The organism is Colwellia meonggei (genome assembly GCF_057537295.1).
This window is the reverse complement of sequence record NZ_BAAJLZ010000002.1, coordinates 143,203-165,642: the sequence shown is the minus strand read 5'-3', so window position 1 is coordinate 165,642 and position 22,440 is coordinate 143,203. Positions and strand designations below refer to the sequence as shown.

General features: G+C 39.2%; 11 protein-coding genes. 7 read left to right on the top strand and 4 right to left on the bottom strand.

Features of this window, described 5'->3' with window-relative positions; all coding sequences use genetic code 11:
• Positions 1 to 112: 112 nt before the first annotated feature.
• Positions 113 to 2,623, bottom strand: coding sequence for an alpha-glucosidase (ygjK, locus tag AC27E9_RS06855; RefSeq protein WP_487128573.1), 2,511 nt, complete (start codon positions 2,621 to 2,623; stop codon positions 113 to 115).
• Positions 2,624 to 2,983: 360 nt separating this feature from the next.
• Between ygjK and AC27E9_RS06850 the strand changes: the two genes are divergently transcribed.
• From AC27E9_RS06850 to AC27E9_RS06820, 7 genes are all read left to right on the top strand, one after another.
• Positions 2,984 to 5,701 (top strand): TonB-dependent receptor, encoded by a 2,718-nt coding sequence (locus tag AC27E9_RS06850; RefSeq protein WP_487128571.1) that lies wholly within the window; start codon positions 2,984 to 2,986, stop codon positions 5,699 to 5,701.
• 108 nt (positions 5,702 to 5,809) lie between these two features.
• Complete coding sequence (gene nhaC, locus AC27E9_RS06845) at positions 5,810 to 7,312, top strand: Na+/H+ antiporter NhaC (protein ID WP_487128569.1); 1,503 nt, start codon at positions 5,810 to 5,812, stop codon at positions 7,310 to 7,312.
• A 377-nt stretch (positions 7,313 to 7,689) separates the two neighbouring features.
• The gene (locus AC27E9_RS06840) at positions 7,690 to 8,946 is read left to right on the top strand and encodes an efflux RND transporter periplasmic adaptor subunit (RefSeq protein ID WP_487128567.1); all 1,257 of its coding nucleotides are present in this window, start codon (positions 7,690 to 7,692) and stop codon (positions 8,944 to 8,946) included.
• A 9-nt stretch (positions 8,947 to 8,955) separates the two neighbouring features.
• The gene (locus AC27E9_RS06835; RefSeq protein ID WP_487128565.1) at positions 8,956 to 9,684 is read left to right on the top strand and encodes an ABC transporter ATP-binding protein; all 729 of its coding nucleotides are present in this window, start codon (positions 8,956 to 8,958) and stop codon (positions 9,682 to 9,684) included.
• A gap of 25 nt (positions 9,685 to 9,709) precedes the next feature.
• The gene (locus AC27E9_RS06830) at positions 9,710 to 12,205 is read left to right on the top strand and encodes an FtsX-like permease family protein (protein ID WP_487128564.1); all 2,496 of its coding nucleotides are present in this window, start codon (positions 9,710 to 9,712) and stop codon (positions 12,203 to 12,205) included.
• A gap of 132 nt (positions 12,206 to 12,337) precedes the next feature.
• On the top strand, positions 12,338 to 13,711 hold the full coding sequence (locus AC27E9_RS06825; RefSeq protein ID WP_487128562.1) for a sigma-54-dependent transcriptional regulator: 1,374 nt from the start codon (positions 12,338 to 12,340) through the stop codon (positions 13,709 to 13,711).
• A gap of 19 nt (positions 13,712 to 13,730) precedes the next feature.
• On the top strand, positions 13,731 to 15,077 hold the full coding sequence (locus AC27E9_RS06820) for a sensor histidine kinase (protein ID WP_487128560.1): 1,347 nt from the start codon (positions 13,731 to 13,733) through the stop codon (positions 15,075 to 15,077).
• A gap of 64 nt (positions 15,078 to 15,141) precedes the next feature.
• Here the strand turns inward: AC27E9_RS06820 and amaB are convergent, their stop codons facing one another.
• The 3 genes from amaB to lacZ all read right to left on the bottom strand — a co-directional run bounded on the left by amaB (position 15,142) and on the right by lacZ (position 22,435).
• Positions 15,142 to 16,674: an L-piperidine-6-carboxylate dehydrogenase gene (gene amaB / locus AC27E9_RS06815; RefSeq protein WP_487128558.1), complete on the bottom strand. Its 1,533-nt coding sequence runs from the start codon at positions 16,672 to 16,674 to the stop codon at positions 15,142 to 15,144.
• Between the two features lie 119 nt (positions 16,675 to 16,793).
• Positions 16,794 to 19,139, bottom strand: coding sequence for an aminotransferase class III-fold pyridoxal phosphate-dependent enzyme (locus tag AC27E9_RS06810; RefSeq protein ID WP_487128556.1), 2,346 nt, complete (start codon positions 19,137 to 19,139; stop codon positions 16,794 to 16,796).
• A gap of 83 nt (positions 19,140 to 19,222) precedes the next feature.
• A complete protein-coding gene (lacZ, locus tag AC27E9_RS06805; protein ID WP_487128554.1) occupies positions 19,223 to 22,435 on the bottom strand; it encodes a beta-galactosidase, LacZ type in 3,213 nt (1,070 codons plus the stop codon).
• Positions 22,436 to 22,440 lie beyond the last annotated feature (5 nt).

The window sequence follows — 22,440 nt, the reverse complement described above, 5'->3', positions numbered from 1 at the left end:
AGTGAGGCCAAAAATACATTATTAAAAATTAACTCTTACGCTACCATTGCGAAGAGTTAGACGCAATTGATGATGAAATTTTACGGCGTTATATAGTATCCATTGAATATGGTCAAAGTGCCTGATAAAGCATCAATAAATGCGCTGCACTCCAACTAAAGTTTGTTGCACCCTGCATAGCACCAGTTTCTGGGTTGTAATTTTCACGAATGCTACTGTTTTGAGTTAAGCCTTGTGCATTTAAATATAGTTTATCGCTAAGCGCTTGTGCTTGTTTATGATTACCGTAATTTTTGAGTGCTTGAATGCCAAAATAATATTGGTCTAACCAAACACGACCTCGCCAATATATATCTGCATCATAAGCCGGATTTGATTGTGCAGCAGTTCCAAGTGGAATTAGGGTATTAAACTCATTTTCATTTAACATAGTTTCTATAACTTGCTGTGCTTTATCACTGTCAGCAATATTAGCCCAAAGTGGGCTCCAACCTTCCGGCCCTTTACCTCGAGCTGTTAATAACGTGCTATTGCATTTGGTGTTTGAGTCGCTAATAGTGTCTGCCGCAGAAATTTTTCTATCGTAATAAAAACCTGATTCTTTATCGAAGAAGCATTGGTTAATACGTAGGGAAAGTTTATCAGCTGCAATTTGAAAGCTTTGTGCTTGTTTTGGTTTCTTAAGTAGCTGAGCCATTTGGCTTAAAAGTGCTTTTTCTTGTGCTAAGTAAGTATTGAGCTCAACAGATTCTTGATCTATGGAAAAGCCTAATAATTCTCCTTGCTTGGATCTGTTTTCAAAAAAACGAACTTGCCAGTCTTTTCGGGCTTTTTTCACATTGCCTTGATAGTTTTTGTCTGCGTATTTTGTTAGTTGTTCAGCACTAATAAAGCCAAATCTAGCGGCGTTGTCCATGCCTGACTCCCAAGCACTGCCGTGTTGTGCGCCTATATCAAGCTCATTATAGTTACCATCAGAAAGCACTAGCTGATAGTTTTCTATACCGCTACATTTATACCAGCCATCTTCAGTAGCTCTGCAATTTTTAAGGAGTTTTTCTCTGGTTTTGTTTTCTCTTTCGTTTGTTTTTAAATACTGAACACTGAAAAGAATATTACCCTTATTGTCATTGTGATACCTATGTTTAGTTGCGCCATACTCAACTAGGCCATTGTGGTTATGATCGCGATTTCGATACCACCAATTATGATATTCAACCAATTTAGGGTACATTTCAGCAATGAAGTTGACGTCATTTGTTGCTTGATAAACTTGCCATACAGCCCAGCTTGCTAACGGTGGTTTAGTGTTTCTTTCATTCCAGTTTCCACCGTCTCCTGCTCGAACTGAGTCTTTGTTGTAAAATATTGCATCGACAATCATGCCATGATCTTGTGGGCGAATAGGATCGCTTTTTGTAATTTGATAATCAAACATGGCGCGAATATTATCCTTCGCCAACCTAGGATTGACTGTTGCTATGGCTGCAGCATGCTTCCAGCTGTCCCATGCCCATGTACCATTAAACCAGCGAGCGGTTACGGAAGGCGTAATACTGTCATGTAGTAAATTGCCAGCAGCACTACGCCAATTACCAATTAGCGTTTCAACTGCTTTTATTGCAACAATTTTTTCATGTTGGCTTTTACTCTCTAATTGCTCGTTGCCTAAAGTATCGTGAATGTACTCTTGCCAGCGTAATTTACTTTTATTTATATATTTTTCAGGATCATTTAGCACTTTAGTGACTAATGAGGCTTCGGCTGTAAGTTCTGAATCGTTATGAAAGTAACTTTGCACTGTGAAAATTGACTTGGCTTGCTGGGCAGGTAAGTTAATACTTGTACGACTAATGTATTGCCCTTGTCGTTGATAAATCTCATTATTTGCTAATAAAGAGCGAGTAATATTATATTGTGAAGAATTACTGGTTAAAATATGCCATGGCGATCGCACTTTTGAAAAAGCAATGTTAATTCCATTTTTTGTTGCTGCTATTTTTCTTTGCCAATTAGGTAAAGCTTCTGAAACGCTTTTTTCACTGTCCCATTGTTCGAGTAACTTTCCTTGCCATGTTAGTGCTAAGTTTAGTACTTCTTGGTCTTTGTTCGCAATTAACGTCTTTATTAATGCGCTGCGATTAGATACGAAGTGTAGCGATAATGTCACTGTTAGCTGTTTAAATTCGTAATGTTGAACTAGCGCTCCAGGCTGCGAGTATTGAGTTAATTTTGCGTCAAACCAGTTGAATTCTTGTCCTGTTTTTTTGTTGACAATTGATAACTGTTCTAAATTTTTTGCAATGAATAACCCATATTCTTGTGCAATTACCATAGGGCCAGTAAAACCGCCAAGGCTTCCGTTGCTCGCAGGAAGTAAAAAGCCATGCCAGGCTCCCAAGTCAAATAGTGGGTTATATTTTTGGTTTTTATAACTGTCGTAATCTTTGTGAGCAGCCGGGTCGCCAGTACGATTAATTAAATTATAAAATTTGTTTGAATTACTATCTGATAGCTCTCTACCTACCGTCGTTTGTGCTATTACGGTTAAAGAAGTAAATAGTATCATCACTGCGAAAAGTATGTTGCTTACAGCCTTTACTCTTAATATTGCTATCTGCATTTTATTCGTCCAATTCAATTTTAAAATGTATTTTTGTGCAGCTACTCATTGAAAAATCTCTTTCAATTTCCTTTGCTTGCTAAACCTAGTAGTAAATTTACCACAATGTAGATTTCCCCAATGGGCTAACTGTACATTATTTATTGTATATTTAATACTGTAGTATTTGTATGATAAATATTGCAATATGATTTTTATGATCATAGTATTAAATTTAATCAACTAAGTTGTTGGTTATTTAGTTGCTGAACTTCAGCGCAAAGTACAGTAAATAAAAATAGAAACTAACTAAAAATTAATGAAGAAAACTACCACTAAGCACATGGTTTTATTGTGTAAATATCATTTGGGAGAGTGAGGGTGAAGAATAAAAAACTTAAGTTTAATTACTTATCTATGCTAGTCATGATGAATCTTGGGTTAGCGACTGCGTCACAAGCTGCTGAGGCTATTGTCGAAAATAAATCGGAAGAAGAGATTGAAGTGATTACTGTAAGTGGTATTCGCGGAAGTTTGATCAAATCACAAGATATTAAAATGTCAGCAAACAGTGTCGTTGATGCTATTACAGCTGAGGATATAGGTAAGTTTCCTGATCAAAACGTTGCTGAATCACTTCAACGTATAACGGGTGTTGCTATTGATCGCAGCGGTGGTGAAGGTCAGTTGGTTACTGTGCGTGGTATGGGACCAGAGTTTACATCGGTATTGTTGAACCGCCGTACATTAGCAACAACAAGTGGTGGTCGTGCTTTTAGCTTCGATATTATGGCTTCTGAATTGATCAGTGGCGCTGAAGTTCACAAAACACAATCTGCGCAGTTACAAGAAGGTGCAATAGGCGCCACAGTTAATGTAACAACATTAAAGCCGTTTGATATACCAGGTTTTAAAGCAACAGGTAGTGTTAAAGCTCTATATGATGATATGACCGAGACGACTAAACCTCAGTTTTCAGGTCTAATTAGCAACACATTTGATGATGACAAGTTTGGTGTATTATTTTCATTTGCTCATAGCAAAAGAGAAAGTCGTTATGATGAGGCTAATACGGCATATTATTGGAATACTGACTTAACCATGGATGATGGTACCTATTATGAAAATGTCTATTTTCCACAAAACTATGATCAAATTGCACAAACAGAGCAACGTGAACGTACTGGTGGTACGGCGGTATTTCAATACATGGCCAGTGATGATTTAACATTTACTCTTGATACTATTTATTCAAAGTATGATGTTGACTACCGACAGGATATTTTAGCGCACTGGTTTACTAAAAGTCAGTTAACAGATGTAGAACTCGATGAAAATGGTACGTTAGTAAAACTTTCAATGGGCAAGGGGAGCAACAGTGATGTACTGGTGCGTCAGTCTGCTTCTAGCAATGAACTTAAAGGTTTTGGGTTTAATGCTGATTGGGATATACGTGATGATTTTAATTTAACTGCCGATATAAGTTATTCTGAAGCTGAATCTGATCCAAAGCGCGGCACCACTGATACCGTCGCATCTCGTCCAGGTGACTATACATATGACCGAAGTTCAGGTTCACAACTGCCCACTTTATCTTTTGATCGAAACAACTCAACTGCGGGATTAAAAGCGGGTTGGGGTGAGCGTTTTGGCACGCAAATAAATGATGAGGTATTTGAAGCGAAATTAGATGGCTCATGGACTGTAGATCAAGGGGCATTAGCGAAAATAGGCTTTGGGGTTATGGTTTCAGATCGTACCTTAGGTAGTCAGAGTTTGAAAACTAAACGGCCATTACCTTGGTTATGGGGCGATAACAGTAATCCTATTTGGTTACCTGAAAGTATGTTCTCGTTATTTGATAGTGATGGATTTCTTTCTGGCGGTAGTGGTAGCCCAGAGCAAAGTTGGCTAACCTTTAACTCAGAGGACTTCTTTGATTTTCTAACGTCTGATGCGGTACTCGCGCAAATGGATGATCCGGACGCAGTAAGAAAGTTGTTGGCAGAAAATGACGGCCATACTATGCAACCGGTTCCAACCTCATACGAAGTAAATGAAAAATTAAACGCTGTTTATGCTGATTTCTACTTTGAAGGCGAGTTGGCCGAAATGCCTTGGTCGGTTACCACAGGCATTCGTTATGTTGAAACCACGAGTAAATCTACAGGTAAACAAATTACTTTGCTTGATTTAGAGCCGTCACCAACAGAGGAAGGCGTAGTTAGAGCAATAGAATCGGAAGATTACCTGCCTGTTACTATTGAGCATTCCTATGACAACTGGCTGCCAAGTATTAATGCGAAAATAGAGCCTATTGAAAATGTTGTTGCACGATTTGCCTTTTCTCGCAGTATTACCCGACCTGAGCTTGATGAAATGTCACCAGAGTCGGGTTATGGCGGTGGTCATATCGAAAACTTAACGGGATGGGGCTCAAATCCTAAATTGATGCCGTTTGAATCTGATAATTTCGATTTATCACTAGAGTGGTATTACGACGAAGGTAGCTATGCGGCCATTTCAACATTTCGTAAAGAAGTCGATGGCTATTTAAATACTGAAGAGGTTAATGAAGTCGTAACAGTACCTAGCGGTAGTTATGATTATAGAATTTCTCGACCTGTTAATGCTGACAAAGCAGATATTGATGGTTATGAAGTTGCTGTACAACATATGTTCACTAGCTTACCTGCACCATTTGATGGCTTAGGCGTTATTGTTAATGCCACTTTTGTTGATAGTGAAACTAGTACTGAAGAAGGTGAGAAATCATTGCCTTTAATAGGTTTAGGCGATTCTCAAAACTTTATTTTGTTTTATGAAAAAGACGCAATTCAGTTTCGCATAGCGTACAACAATCGTGACCGTTTCATGCAATCGAAACCTCGTTCATGGCGTGACGGTCATTATGTGAATGATTATGGTCAAATAGATATCAGTGGTAGTTATGATATTAATGAAAACCTCACGGTATTTTTCGAAGGCATAAATGTTAACAATGAATTGACCGAGAAAACGGCTAAGTATGCTAACCAAATATTAGAAGTGGTTGAAACTGGTCCGAGATACTCTCTTGGTATTCGAGGCTCATTTTAATTAGTCGTGCAATGCTGAAAGACTAAACACAGTTACCTTAATTTAAGGTAACTGTGTTTTTGTTTATTCAATAATGACTTAACCCGAAATAAACCTAAGGATGATAACGTGAAAGCCAATCATAAAAACACCAAAAAGCCTTCGCTTACCGATGCTTTAATACCTGTTTTTAGCCTTTTAACTTTACTAGCCCTTGCTGTTTACTATTTTGGTGATGATTCATCGTCAGGTCCTAACCAAATAGCGTTAATGTTATGTGCCGGTGTTGCGTGTTTAGTAGGGTTAAAAAATGGTTATCAACGAAAAGAAATTGAAAAAGGTATTGTAAAAGGCATTAGTTTGACCTTAGGGGCTATTTTAATCTTGCTTGCAGTGGGGTCCTTGATTGGCACTTGGCTGCTTTCGGGTACCGTGCCGACCATGATTTATTTTGGTCTGCAATTATTAAGTCCTGAATATTTTTACGTTAGTTGCTGCCTTATTTGTGCATCAGTTGCCTTGTGCATCGGCAGTAGTTGGACTGTCGCTGCAACTATAGGTGTTGCCCTGATGGGGGTAGCAACAGGTTTGGATGCTTCATTACCTACAACTGCCGGAGCAATAATTAGTGGTGCGTATTTTGGTGATAAACTTTCGCCACTTTCTGATACCACAAACTTAGCGCCAGCAATTGCTGGAACTGAGTTGTTTACTCATATTAGGCATATGCTCTGGAGCACAATTCCGAGTTTTATTATTGCGCTGATTGTTTTCATTGTTCTGGGTTTTGATGAAAGCAAAACTCACTCTGCTCAAGCTATGGATAATCTACAGGCTAATTTACAGCAAGAATTTCATATCGCTTGGTATTTATTATTGCCGCTCGTTGTTACTTTATTGTTAGCGGTTAAAAAAATGCCAGCCTTTCCTGCTATAGGTATTGGCGCTATTGCTGGCGCTATTTGTGCTATAGCCTTTCAGCAACCGTTGATTTTATCTTTTGCTGAAGCAAATACGACAATGTTAAATGCCAATATTATGGTGGTATGGCGAGTAATGTATGCAGGAGTTGAATTAAATACAGGTAATGAGATGGTTGATAGCCTACTCAGTGGTGGTGGTATGGGGTCAATGCTAAATACCATTTGGCTAATTATTACTGCCATGACCTTTGGCGCAATTATGGAGCGTGTCGGCTTGTTAGCTAAGCTCGTAGAAAGTTTACTCACTTTTGCGCGCAGCACTGGCTCTTTAATAACCACAACGATATTTACTGCTTTTGGTACTAACTGCATCACTGCGGATCAATATATCGCAATTGTGATGCCAGGTAGAATGTTCAAGCAAGAATATGCTAAGCGAGATCTTGCACCTGAGAACCTCTCTCGCGCCTTGGAAGATGGCGGCACCGTAACGTCAGCACTTATCCCTTGGAATACCTGTGGTGCCTACATGCACTCAGTTTTATTAATTAACCCTTTTGAATACGCCATTTATTGTGTCTTTAATTGGTTGACGCCTATGGTTGGAATTATTCTGGCATTTACTGGCTTTAAAATTAAAGCCTTAGTCAGCAGCGTTGAAAGGTATGAAAAAAAACAAGTGTTGAAGGTTACTGAGGAGCACAGTTAATCAATAGTTTTTATACGGATAGATAACATGAGGAAACTATAAATTACCTATTTCTTACCATTGATTTTGTAAAACCTTGAACGCATAGGTTTAGCAAAGTCATCGCCTTTATTCTTTGCTGCTTTTCTCTTTACTTAATTGGTGACTAAGCAATCAACCCTAATTTATTTACTGAAGCTTTAGCACATTCCCATACCTTTACTAAATCTCGAAATCGAAATTTCAAGCTAATTTAGTGTCCCGAATTCGAGATTAGCTATCTAACCATATTCTAATTATGTTCGTAATCAATTGATATTTAATTGATTTTTTGTTTTGGCTTTGTATTTGCTCTTAACTAATCAAATTGCCAATCAGATAAATAAGAGTACTAGAAAATGGATGTTGTACGTTCAAAACCTAAAAAACGATTGACTAAAAAGCTACTCAGCACTGTCGGCTTAATTTTGGTGAGCATTACAATATTTTCCGTCTTAGCGACACGAGGTGAAGGTGGTCATGTTGTAAGTAAAAACACACTTATGATTGGAGAGGTACAGCAAGGTGATTTCAATGTATCGGTACGTGGTATCGGTATTCTAGCGCCAAAAGATATTCGTTGGGTCTCAACTGCGGTTTCTGGTCGTGTTGAACGCATTTTGATTAAAGCCGGTGCGCAAGTTAAAGCGGGCGACTTATTACTGGAGTTGAGTAACCCTGAGTTGGTGCAACGTTGGGAAGAAAGTAAATGGCAATTAGAAGAAATGAAGGCAGAAATTAGTGCTCAAGCCGTTTCTTTAGAATCCCAACTATTAGACCGAGAAGCAGCGGTAATCAATGAAAGGCTGAATCATGAACGTGCACTTTTAACGTTAAATGCTCAGCGAAAACTACTCGATCAAAGTATCGTTGCTGTTTCACAGGTTGACCACGCGGAAGTCAAAATTGAAGTCGCACAAATTAAAGAGCGCTGGCAATTAGAGAAGAAACGTTTAAAGAAAGGACAGGAAAACCTAGTTGCACAAAATAAAGCCTCACAAGCTCGCCTTAATCGTATGATGCGCATGGTGGAACGAGCTGAGCAGCAAGTGAAAGATTTAAAAGTTCGAGCAACAATGGACAGCTTAGTGCAAGCAATGCCAATTGAATTAGGTCAGCAAATTAATGCCGGTATTAACTTGGCTAAATTGGCAAGCAATGGATTATTTATTGCGGAATTGCGAGTTCCAGAAAAACAAGTCAATGATGTTGCCATTGGTCAATCTGTACAAATTGACACTCGAAACAGTGTTGTTGCTGGCATTGTTGAACGTATAGACCCAACTGTGATCAATGGACAAGTGCAAATTGATGTTGCACTAGTTGGGGATTTACCTAGCGAAGCAAGGCCTGATTTAACCGTCGAGGGGATTATCGAAATAGCCAATATTGAACAAACCTTATTTGTTAAAAGGCCTATGTTTTCGAAAAGTTTTAGCGAAGAAAACGTTTATTTACTTGATGAAGAAGCAGAGTTAGTGGAATTGAAAACTGTGCATTTTGGTCAAGTTTCTAATAAGTATATTGAAATAAAATCAGGACTTAAAGCTGGTGAAAGTATTGTAGTTTCAGATACTTCCAAGTGGCAAGGATATACAAAAGTAAGTATTAATTAGGGGAACGACATGGAAAATGATAAGAATAAAAAACAATTAGTTGAGTTGATTGATATTAAGAAGATGTTTTTAACTGATGAAGTGGAAACACACGCATTAAATGATATTAATTTACAGATAGCACAAGGGGAGTACTTATCGATTACTGGCCCATCGGGCTGTGGTAAATCTACACTATTATCTTTACTCGGCCTACTTGATACTGCAAGTAGTGGTCAATATCAGTTAGCGGGTCATGACGCTTTAAGTCTAGATAGGGATGAAAGAGCGAAAATTCGCAATAAGGAAATAGGCTTTATATTTCAGGCATTTAATTTAATAAGTGATTTAACCGTCGCAGAAAATATCGAACTTCCTTTAACTTACCGAGAAGATATCAATAAAGCGCAGCGTCAGGCGTTTGTGAAATCATCATTAGAGCGTGTTGATATGGTACACCGTGCCAGCCACTACCCATCGCAATTATCAGGTGGACAACAGCAACGGGTTGCTGTTGCTAGAGCAATAGCGGGTAGCCCATCAATAATATTGGCAGATGAACCAACTGGTAATCTAGACTCAAAAAATGCACAAATGGTGATGAATCTGCTTGATCAATTACATCAAGATGGAGCCACGATTTGTATGGTAACTCATGATCCACGTTCTGCGGCACGAGCCGAGCGTATGATTGAAGTATTCGATGGCAAAATTGTTGCTGATCAATTGAGTAATCGTGCACAAGCCATTGCCGTTTAACTGACCCGCTAATAAGGATATCTCTATGTCTGTTGCAATCGATATAAAATATGCCGCGCGGCTGTTATTTAAAAAGCCAGCATTTACTGCGTTAACTGTACTTATTGTCGCTGTTGGCTTAGGTCTTACGCTGTATACCTACTCATTATTGAATAACCTAGTCTTTAAACCGTTAGTACTTAATGGCTCTCAGCCAATAATTGCGCTGGAAGCTCAGTTTGACTATAACCATCTATCAAGGCGCGCTGCTGATCCTTATCACTTATTTCGTGCTAATAATGAACTTGATATGTTAGATAATTTTGGCATCTATGAGGATTACACTGCGCTGATAGGCGGTACCAATTCGACAAGCCGTAAAAAAGCCAAAATGTACAATACAACCTTTACCAGTTGGAATATTTTTGAGTTTACTGGCGTTCAACCTATTTTGGGTCGTGGTTTTAAAGAACAAGATTTAGATACCGGCGCTGAGCCTGTCGTAGTGCTAAGTCACAGCGTTTGGCAAGATTATTTTGATGGCGACAAAGGTGTTGTTGATACTATGGTGCCAGTTGATAGTGTTATGACGCGTATTATAGGTGTTATGCCTGCTGGTTTTGCCTTTCCTGTTTCAGCTGAAATTTGGCTGCCTCTAACACGCTCTGAAATAACGCCAACTGAACAATCAAGGGTGAGTTTATTTGCTTACGGTTACTTAAAGCCTAATGTTTCATTGTCACAATTTCAACAAGCATTAGATGATTTAAGTGCTGATATTATTGCCGATTTGCCGCAAGACTTAGCTTGGCGTATAGGTAGTAATGGAAAATATCTTGCGGCTATGCCATTTAAAGAAGCAGGCATTATGCAGTATTACCCAATTTTTATTGCCATGTTTGTTGTTACCTTTCTTATTCTCGTATTGGCTTGTATCAATGTAGCCAACTTACTGTTAGCTCGAGTTAATGAAAGGCACAAAGAAATTGCCATTCGTGTTGCGTTAGGGGTACCGCGCAAACGATTGATATTACAAATGCTTTGGGAAAGTGTTTTTATTTGTAGTGTTGGCGGTTTTTTAGCGATATTGCTTGCGGTGTGGGGCTTAGATATAACCAATAGCGTATTTGACAGTACCTATGCAATTAGTAATTCAAAACCGTTTTGGTGGCAGGTTGATATTGACAGCCACAGCTTGTTGGTACTGTCAATCGCTGTTATCTCTATGATACTTATTACTGGATTTATTCCTGCATGGCGAGCAATTGCTGGCGATTTTAATGCCGTATTAAGAGATGGAACACGTGGCTCATTAAGTAAAAAAGCTGCGGCGGCGAGTCAAGCATTGGTTGTATCTGAAATTTTATTGTCATGTATGGTGCTGATAATGGCAACAATTATCTTATCAACCAGTTATGCGGCCAGTGAAGCGGATTATGGCGTTGAAACTGAAAACCGTTTAACGGCAAGTTTACAGCTACCGCAAGTAAATTATTCGGTGCGATTTGATACTGAGCATGAACAAGCTGACCGGTTTAAGCGTACTGAGTTTTATTACCAACTAAAGTCGGCATTAGAACAACGACCTAATATTGAAGCTGTTGCATTTATGACGCAGTTTCCAGGTACTGGTGGTGGTACGAGTCATTTTGAAATTGAAGGACGTGCTGCCAAGGTATACAGCGAAAATCCATACAGTAATAACGAAGTGGTAGGCAAAGACTCGTGGCAAGCTGTGGGGATGAAAATTGTTGATGGTCGAAACTTTGATTATCGAGATGCTATTCCCGATGTGCGCAGTATTATTATTAATGAGTCAATCGCTCGAGATTTTTTCCCTGATGATGATGCTGTTGGTAAGCGTGTGCGCTTAGCTGGTCCAAGTGGTGAAGGCGATTGGAACACGATTATAGGCGTGGTATCTGATACTTTTCATGGTACAACAATGGACTCTTCCAGTGCTTCTTATAATTCTTACCATCTAATGGACGCTTTTGGCTTATCAAGGGTAGGCATTGCATTGCATTTTATTGGCGATGAAAAAAATGTCCGCGAAGCTTTGCTTGATGCAGTAGATACCATAGATGGTAATGTCGGCGTATACCATCTACAAAGCTATGACAGCATGATAAAACAACCAATGTTATTGGTGTCAGCTGTAAGTAAGGTGTTTTTACTATGTGGTGTTATTGCTATGTTTCTGGCAGCGAGCGGTATATATGCAGTTGCATCGAACAGCATATTACAGCGCACTCAAGAAATAGGTGTCAGGCGAGCGCTTGGCTCTTCTGACGGTAAAATCATGCGTTTATTTATGAAGCATGCAAGTAAGCAATTATTCGTAGGTTTAGTGATTGGTATTGGTTGTGCCATTGGTTTAGCGCAATATATGTCAGAAACTATGGTCATCAACATGAATAGTTATTTTATTAGCGTGCTTTGTGTGCCGTTAATGATCATTGCTATTGTTATGTTTGCTACCTATATTCCTACGCGAAAAGTGGTAAAAATGGAGCCAAGCGACGCGCTACATCACGATTAGTTACAGGCTATTTTTATAAAGTTATATCTTTAAAATTATAGACTTAAATAATGTTCCAAAAGGAGCAGCAATAATGTCAGCACTTTGCTAAGCTACGCATCGTGCTGACATTTAATGGAGTACTTTGCCTGCATGAAACAATCAAGCCCGTCTATTTTAATTGCTGATGACGATACTCGAATCATTAGCGCTTTAAAATTATTGCTAAAATCTGAAAACTACCAAGTTGTTACTGCTAGCTCGCCAGAAGAGTTTTTGCGGATCCTAAAACAAAAAGATTTTTCGGTTACCTTAATCGACTTAAATTATCGTAGCGACACCACGTCAGGCCAAGAAGGTTTAAAATTGATAGCGGATATAAAAGCTATTGACGATAAGTTACCAATAGTGGTGATGACAGGCTACAGCAGTGTTGATATTGCTGTTGAAGCAATGAAGTTAGGAGCAGTAGACTTTGTACAGAAACCTTGGGGCAATGATCGCTTACTTGCTATATTAAATGCACAAGTACGAATACGTGAAATGGCGAAACAAGGTGAACGACTAACCGAAGAAAACGCTTTATTGAGAAAGCAGGTTTTTGCCACTAATAGTGCGATTATTGCTGAATCTGATGCTATGGCTCAAGTACTAGCAAAATTAAATAAGCTTTCGTTGAGTGAAATGAGTATTTTACTTACCGGTGAAAACGGTACAGGTAAAAGTTTGTTAGCAGAGCATATCCATAAGCAATCGGTAAGAAATACTAATGCGCTTATTTCGGTAAATATGGGCGCCATTACTGAAACATTATTTGAAAGTGAAATGTTTGGACATATTAAAGGCGCATTTACCGATGCTAAGGAAAATCGCATTGGCCGCTTTGAACTTGCAGAAAATGGCACTATTTTTCTTGATGAAATAGCCAATATCTCGCTGCCACAACAGGCAAAGTTATTGCGGGTTTTGGAAGAACATCAGTTTGAAAAAGTGGGCAGTTCGAAAACTCAGCAGGTTGATGTGCGACTGATTTCTGCAACCAATGCCAACTTACCTGAACTTATTGACAATGGTCGTTTTCGTCAGGATTTATTATACCGCCTTAATACCGTTGAAATTAAAATACCAGCATTACGAGAGCGTCGAGAAGACATATTACCGTTAGCCCTGCACTTCTTAAAACAATTCGCAGAAAAATACCGTATTGCGCTGCCAGAAATAAGTAATGAGGCTAAGCAAGCGATGTTATGTTATCAATGGCCTGGCAATATCAGAGAATTAGGCCATATGATCGAAAGGGCCATTTTTTTAAGCCAAAATAATATGATATCTAGCCAAGACTTAGGTTTACCTACAACAGAAAATGTTACTGACTTTGATATTGAAAACGCTAGTTTAGATGCTATTGAAAAACACATTATCCACCAACGGTTAACGCGTTTTGAAAACAATGGTCATGAAACTGCACAATCGCTAGGGTTAAGTCGTAGCTCTTACTATCGACGATTAGAAAAGCATAACTTGTAATAGGCGGTTGAATAACAAAGTGAACACGGCTAAAAAGAAAAAAATAACCACATTTGAAAATAAGTTGCTGCATTTAGCACTGTTGATTGGTTTTATACCTAGCGCTTGCTTAATGATTGCTTTGTGTTTTTTACCGTTTTCACTTGCCGCGAAAATACTATTAATGTTTTTCATCTTGGTCATTGTTATATATGGTGCATTTTTTATTCGGCAAAAAGTCGTTTTTCAACTGCGAACCTCTGCCAATTTAATTGAGTCAATGAATTGTGGTGATCATTCAGTACGTGCTAGGCAAGATCACTCTGGTGGTGTGCTTAATGAATTTAACCAAACGTTCAATAAGCTTTCAGAATCACTTGCTCAACAGCGCTTACTAACTAAAGAGCATCAAATTTTACTCAATAAGGTTATTAGCCAAATTGATGTCGCGATAATTGCCATTGATAACAATTCTGGTATTTCATTAATGAATCCAAATGCTGAGAAACTGTTTAAATGTCGTTTCGAAGAAGTTGAAAACTGGCCGGTGAGCACCTTAGGTTTACAAAATATTATTGCTGGAGAGCATCGTAAAGTTGTTGAATTTGAAATCGAACATGCCAAGAAAAAAGTTTACATTTACACCGATGAGTACTTTGAAAATGGTGTAAAGCATAAGTTAATTTTTATTACCGATATCCAAAGCATCCTGCGTGATGAGGAGTATTTGGTATGGCAAAAGCTGCTAAGAGTGTTAAGTCATGAAATTAATAACTCTTTGGCGCCGATTGCTTCAATCAGTGAAACTTTAACTCGCTTATTAAAGCAGCCAATAACGCAAAACTATTTTGAGCAAGAGTTAAAAGCTGATGTTCAAGATGGCTTAAGTGTTATTACTGAACGCGCTAATTCGTTGAATAACTTTATTAAACGTTATCAAGAGTTGACCAAATTACCACTGCCAGATAAAAAGTTAGTTAATTTATCGTCTTTAATTAATACTGTTATCGCGCTTTTTGGTGACAGCATCATAACCGCGAACGGCCCTAAACTCATGGTTTACGCTGATGAAAGCCAAGTGCAACAAGTATTAATTAATTTAGTTAAAAATGCATTGCAAGCGATGCATGGTGAGCAAGGTGGAGTGCTTAGCATTGTTTGGGTTAAAGATGAAAAATTAATTAATATTAAGCTCACAGATCAAGGGACAGGTATCAGCAATTTAGATAATATTTTTGTACCGTTTTATACAACCAAAGAACAGGGAAGTGGCATTGGTTTAGTGCTGAGTAGGCAAATTATAAATAACCATGGTGGCGATTTAACATTAGTAAACCGAACTGAGCAACAAGGTGTTGAGGCGACGATTACATTGCCAATAAATTAGTCGCTTAGCTTTATTAAAAAAGCAGCCGAAGCTGCTTTGATGTTTCTAAATTTTAGTTAAGGCACTAAATATCGAATTTAATACCTTGTGCCAAAGGCAATTCAGTTGAGTAGTTAATGGTGTTAGTTTGACGACGCATATAAGCTTTCCAAGCGTCTGATCCCGACTCACGACCACCACCGGTTTCTTTTTCGCCACCAAATGCGCCACCAATTTCGGCACCAGATGTACCTATATTAACATTGGCAATACCGCAATCTGAGCCCCAGTGAGATAAGAAGTTCTCGGCCTCACGTAAGCTGTCTGTAAATACTGCTGAAGATAAGCCTTGTACAACATCATTTTGAACAGCAATGGCATCATGAATATCGCCAGTATATTTAATTAAATACAAAATTGGTGCAAAGGTTTCGTGCTGAACCATATCAAAGTGGTTTTCAGCCTCTACAATTGCAGGTTTAACGTAGCAGCCTGACTCGAAGCCCTCACCTGAAAGAACGTCACCACCGCACAGTAAGTTACCACCTTCCGCTTGCACTTTTTCTAATGCGTCTTTAAACATAGTAACTGCTTGAGTGTCGATTAATGGCCCAACATGGTTACTTTCATCTAGTGGTGTACCAATTTTTAAACCTTGGTAAGCTTGAACTAGTACATCTTTTACCTGCTGGTAAATAGATTCATGAATAATTACACGGCGAGTTGAAGTACAGCGTTGACCACAAGTGCCAACAGAGCCAAAAACTGTGCCTGGAATGGCTAATTTCAAGTCAGCATTTGGTGTTAAAATAATAGCGTTATTCCCACCTAACTCTAAAATTGATTTACCAAAACGTGATGCTACTACTTGCCCAGCATGGCGACCAACTCTTGTTGAGCCAGTAACCGACATTAACGGGATACGTTTGTCATGTAACATGCCTTCACCGACGACATTACCAGCACCAATTACTAATGAAAATATACCTTCTGGAAGTTCATTTGTTACTAATACATCTTTAATAATATTTTGACAGGCAATAGCGGTCAGTGGTGTTTTTTCTGAAGGTTTCCAAACGGTTACGTTGCCGCATATAGCTGAAATCATGGCGTTCCAAGCCCAAACTGCAACAGGAAAATTAAAGGCTGAAATAACGCCAACAACACCTAAGGGGTGGTATTGGTCATACATCCTATGAAGTGGGCGTTCAGAGTGCAATGTGGAACCGTCTAGCTGGCGAGATAAGCCAACAGCAAAGTCACAGATATCAATCATCTCTTGTACTTCGCCTAAACCTTCTTGCAATGACTTACCCATTTCATACGCAACAAGTTCACCAAGTGGTTGTTTAAAATCACGTAAACGATTGCCAATTTGGCGAACGACTTCACCGCGCTCTGGTGCTGGAATTTTACGCCAGTGCACAAATGCTTGTTCTGCGGTATTGATGATGTGATCGTAATCTTCAACTGAACACTGGTAAACGCTAGCAATAGCTTTACCGTCAGCTGGCGATGAAATATCAAATTGACCATTATTGTCGGTATTGAGCCAATTTACCCCTGTTGAGGCGCCGAAATTGTGTGACTTAATCGCCAGTGTTTTTAAAAATTCCATGTTAATTCTGTGCCTTACATTAAAGTTATTAATGAACTTTTTGTTCATTACATGTTGTTAAATTAAATTGCATACGGGGCTAATGAACATTTTGGGTGATATCGTTAGCCAACATACAATTAGTTAAAATTATTCTCTGCAAGCTCTGTTAAACCTAGCGCGAGTACTTCAATAAAACGGTCGGCATCGGCTTGATTGAATACCATAGGTGGTTTTATTTTTAATATGTTGTAAAAGCGTCCTTCAGTACTTAGCAAAATAAAGTGCTGTTTGAAAAACTCGATTAACCATGCTGTTTTCAATGTTGCTGGCACTTTCGTTGTTTGATCTTCAACTAACTCGACACCAATAAATAAGCCTAAACCGCGAATATCACCTATGATTGGAAAGGTTAGTTGTAATTGCTTGAGTTTATCTAACAAGTAACTCCCTGTTTCCAACGCATGCTGTTGCAGTTTTTCTTGTTGAATGACATCAAGTACGGCGCTGCCAATTGCGCACGAAACTGGGTTACCGCCAAAGGTGTTGAAGTACTCCATACCAGTAACGAAAGCATCGGCAATTTCTTGAGTGGTAACGACTGCAGCAAGAGGGTGGCCATTACCAATAGGTTTGCCTAAGGTAACAATATCAGGAGTAACGCCTTGGGTTTCAAATGCCCACATATGGCTGCCAACTCGGCCAAAACCTACTTGTACTTCGTCAGCAATACAAACGCCGCCAACCGCTCTAACTTCTTGGTAAGCTTGTGATAGGTAACCATCAGGCATAATGATTTGCCCTGCAACGCCTTGTAATGATTCACAGATAAACGCTGAAACTTTTTTATTGTCACTGGTTAGTGATTCAATGTTTTCACGCACATTTGCCGCATAAGCTTGGCTGGTGGCTGGCGTATTTTCTAGGTATTTGCCACGATAGGGGTCTGGCAATTCAACAATATGGACATGCTCAGGTTTACCTGTGCCACCTGGGCCATTAAATTTATAGGGACTGGCGTCAATACAAGCTGCAGTATTACCATGATAAGCACCATCAACAACCAGTAACTCGGTTGATTGGGTAAAGTTTTTCGCTAACCGAAATGCTAACTCATTGGCTTCACTACCAGAATTTACAAACATGCAAACTGATAATTCTTTAGGCATAGTGGCTAGCAGCTTTTCGGCAAAATCGACAATATTATCGTGTAAAAAACGGGTATTGGTATTAAGGCTTGCCATTTGTTTCTGCCCAGCGGCAACAACTTTCGGGTGACAATGACCAACATGGCAAACATTATTAACCATATCTAAGTAACCATTACCTTGCTCATCAAAGAGGTAGGCCCCTTGACCATGAACCATTTTTATTGGCTCTTTAAAGCTAAGGCTTAGGCTTTTTCCTAAATGTTGTTGACGAAAATTTATAATACTTTCGTTATTACGACCATTATCAATGGGTTTTAAACATGCTGTTTTTAATTGGCAGAGTACGCTAAAAGGTGCCAGTGCTTTAAGTTGACCTAGTAATTTCCAGGCAGGCTTTACTGATATTAGTAGGTACTCGTTGTCAGGCGTTTCTTTTATTGCTTTGGCAGCGTTACATACGGTAGTACAAAGTCGTAGTGCAATAAGTGGGTATAGTACGGTAAGTTCATTATCAGATAACGGTGATATTTTATGATAACCCGTGACGATATGTTTAAGGGCTTTTAGTGGTTCATTTTGGTTCATTAACGCATAAGCACAAGCAACAGCCAGTTCATTAATTTTATGGCTGTAAACCATATCGCCAAAGTCTATTAGACCCGTAATGTTGCGTGGTTGTTTAATACAATCGATGAGCAGGTTGTAATCATTAGCGTCGTTATGAATTACCCCTTGCGGTAAGCTAGAAAGTAGTGGCAATGCATTGGCTTGGTAGTAATCGAGAAAATAGTTTACTAGTTTAAGTTCTTCTCCTTCAAGTAGATGCTTTTTACTATGACAAACGCCGTTACCTTGGGCTAAATCCCAGTCTAAATAACGATAGGCACCAACGTGGTTAAAGTCTTTTAGGGCATGCGTGAGTGTACCTAAAAAGCTACCTAAATTTTGCCACAGCAACTGAGAATGCGAGTCATGAACACTCTGTGCATAGAACTCTCCAGCAAGAAAAGTTAAGACACGAAAGTTAAAGTTTTGCTGGGTATCATCGGTAATATCGCTAATTAGTTCGTCACTAATGTTTGCGATGCAATAGGGGGTTGCCATCGACTTATCTCGTAAGTGTGCCATGGCCGCATTCTGCATTTCCAGTGCTATTTTCGCTTCGCTATTACTTGCTATTTTTACAATGTAGCGCTGATTATTAGCACAAGTTAATAGTAAGTTTTGATCACAATAGCCTGGCAAAGGGGTTAATTTACCGGTTAGTTGATATTTACTCTCTAAAAATTGTGTAATTTGCCTGCAATTAAATTCAGGTGTAACGGCATTACTCATTGTAGATCCTATATTTTGTCTTAGGTGTTAACATGCGTATGGTTTGCTATTACTAGCAACACTTTATTTTTATTTACGGTTTTTTACCTATCACTTTTTAGTGACGCACTTAACGGAATTAATGTAAATTGATAACGATAACTTTGTGCGGGTATTGTGTATTGTTCATGCACTAAGCGCCCCCAAGAAGTATCGCCACCTACGCCCATTTGTTTGTGGTCGATGTTCACTGTTACCAAATCTTTAAAGGCGAGTTCTGCGCCGTGTTTCGTTGTTACTGGCACCAACCCTGATGCTGACGCTGAACCATCTTGGCCAGCAATAAAGTCGATATCGGCTTGGGCATATGGCCAAGCACTGGTGCTAAGTGGTTGCTCACCAACAATAAGTAAACCGTTATCTGCACTATCTTTTAATGCCATCCAGCGAACGTCTGTTTTATTGGCATTTTCTTGAGGGCGAGAATAGTGGTGAACCTGCTCTTTAACCATTTTTTGGTAAATTGCAATACGGGCCGAAGTTTTCCTATCGGCATAGCTTTCGTGTGGGCCACGACCAAACCAAGATAAACGTTGAAAATCAGCGGGCATCGTAAGTTGCATACCTAATCGTGGAATATTAGCTAGCTGCTGGTTCGTGCCAATATTTAACTTACTCGTCACTGTGATTTCGCCATTGTTATTGAGCAAGTAATTCACTTTATAGTTGCCGTTAAAAACATCGCTGCGATATTGGCTTGTTACTTCATAGCCAACTTTGTGCTTTTTATAGTGTAAATCTTCAAGTATTAAGGTTTTCCCGGCTTGCTGCCAAATAGATGCCCAACTTTGCATGTTATTACCAAGGTCGTTATCCGTTGGTGCCCGCCAGAAATTAGCATGCAATGGTGCTTTTAATAGCTGTGTTGTGCCAATATTGAATTGCTTAAGCCAGCCACTTTGCTGATCAAAAGTGATGCTAAGTTTGGCATGCGAAAAAACATGGTCACCGTGCTGATTAGTCGAGTAAAGCAGCTGCTCTTTACTTTGATTAGCAACAGGTGCGTTGTGCTGTGTTTGCGCAATAGGCAATTTAAATTGCTCAAAAGCCACTTCATGACCAATGGCTAGCAGCGGTTGATTGGTATTAACCACTGCGCTTACTGTTAAAAAGTATTCTTTTGCATTCAGGGATTGTTGAGCCATTTTGTCAGTAAATGCTAGCTGAATATCTACTTTTTGTTTCGGCGAAACTTCTGGCATTGCCTGAAGCCCATGCGCAACAAGCTTTCCGTCAGCTTCTATAATCCATTTTAGGTTGTAGTGATTTAAGTTTATAAAATCAAACTGATTTTCAATAGTAACTGTACCTTTTGTTAAGTCATTGGCGTGAAAACGTATCGGTTGATAAACCTTCTTTACTTCAAAAGCATGTGGATGAGGCTCTCGATTTGGATTCATTAAGCCATTATTTAAAAAGTTACCGTCGGTAGGTAAGTCTGGGTGAAAGTCTTTTCCGTAGGCCCAATATTTAACGCCATTTTCATTAGTATATTCTAATGATTGATCAACCCAATCCCAGATAAAGCCACCCTGAAGCACGTCATATTTATCAATAGTTTGCCAATAGTCTTTTAGATTACCTACCGAATTCCCCATGGCGTGGGCGTATTCGATCATTATGGCAGGGCGAGTTGGTTTTGATTGAGCATACTTAGTTAAGCGCTCTATTGACGGGTACATAGGAGCAAAAACGTCAGTGTAATCTTCTTCACCCGCAGGTTCGTATTGCACTAAACGGCTATTATCTTGCGACTTTAACCATTGATAGGTTTGACGGAATACTTCACCTTCGCCCGCCTCATTACCCAATGACCAAATAATAATTGATGGGTGGTTTTTATCTCGCTCGAACATGCGCTTAGTTCTATCTAAATGTGCCGGTAGCCAGCTCATTTCGTTACCTAGCTGAGTTTTGCTATTGATGGCTAGCGGATGAGACTCAATATTCGCTTCATCAATCACATATAAACCGTATTTGTCAGTAAGTTCATACCAATACGGGTCGTTGGGGTAGTGGCTAGAACGAACGGCATTGATATTAAATTGTTTCATTAATTGAATATCACGTTCCATACTTGCTTTTGAAACAACATGGCCATGTTGAGGGTCGGTTTCATGGCGGTCAACGCCGCGAATAGTAATTGCTTTACCGTTAATGGTCAGCTGGCTATTTACAACGGCCAAATGTCGAAAACCAACCTCTTGGCGTATTGTCTCAATAACTTGGTTTTTATTATTCTGTAGGCTCACCAGTAAAGTATATAAATTAGGAGTTTCCGCTGACCATAATGCTGGTTTTTTAAGCCTACCTGACAAAGTTACAGTACTGCTTTCTCCAGCTACCATGCTTAGCGTTTTAGTTCCTTGTATAACGGTTTTCATGTTATTGCGTGGATCAAGGAGTTGAAATTCAAGTTGTTGTGTGGCGTCCAACTCGGCATAGTTATCTAGTTTAACTTCAACCGTTAATAGGCCGTTATCGAGTGTGTTGTTTAAGGTAGGTTTTGCGTGAATATCGAAAATATGCTGCTTAGGTGTGGCGTATAGATAAACGTCACGTTCTATGCCTGATATTCTTAGCATGTCTTGGCTTTCTAAGTAACTAGCGTCACTCCAGCGCCTAATTTGCAGTGCTAGCAGGTTATCACCAGAGTTTACGTAGTTAGTTATATCAAACTCAGCAGGTGTTTTTGAGCCTTGGCTAAAGCCAACCTTCTCGCCATTTAGCCAAACATCCAGTGATGACTTCGCAGCACCAACATGTAAGAAAACCTGTTTATCTTGCCAAGAAGCGGGCAATTGGAAAGGCTTTCGGTAAGAACCAATTGGATTGTAATCTGTAGGAGCATCTGGCCAAGTAGTTGTAAAAGGGAAACGTTCGTCTAAATAAATAGGGTAACCAAAGCCTTTAGTTTCCCAGTTGCCAGGAACGGGGATGGTTGTCCAATTGCTATCATCAAAATTTGGTCGTTGAAAATTTTTAGGTTTATTGATGGGTGAACGGTGCCAGTCAAATTTCCATAAGCCATTAAGTAATAAATAATTACTGCTTTCTGCTTTGTTATTAACTAATGCAGCTTGCTCACTTTGAAATGGAAATTGTGTGCTGTGTGGGGGTAGCTTATTAATGGCAAATACTTGGTGGTTTTGCCATGGTTCTCGTTCTGCTGCCGCTAAGTTTGGTGAAACGAATGCTAAACAATGTGCTGCCAAGAGAATAGTTACTACTGATAATTTATGTTGAAAAAACTTCATGTATG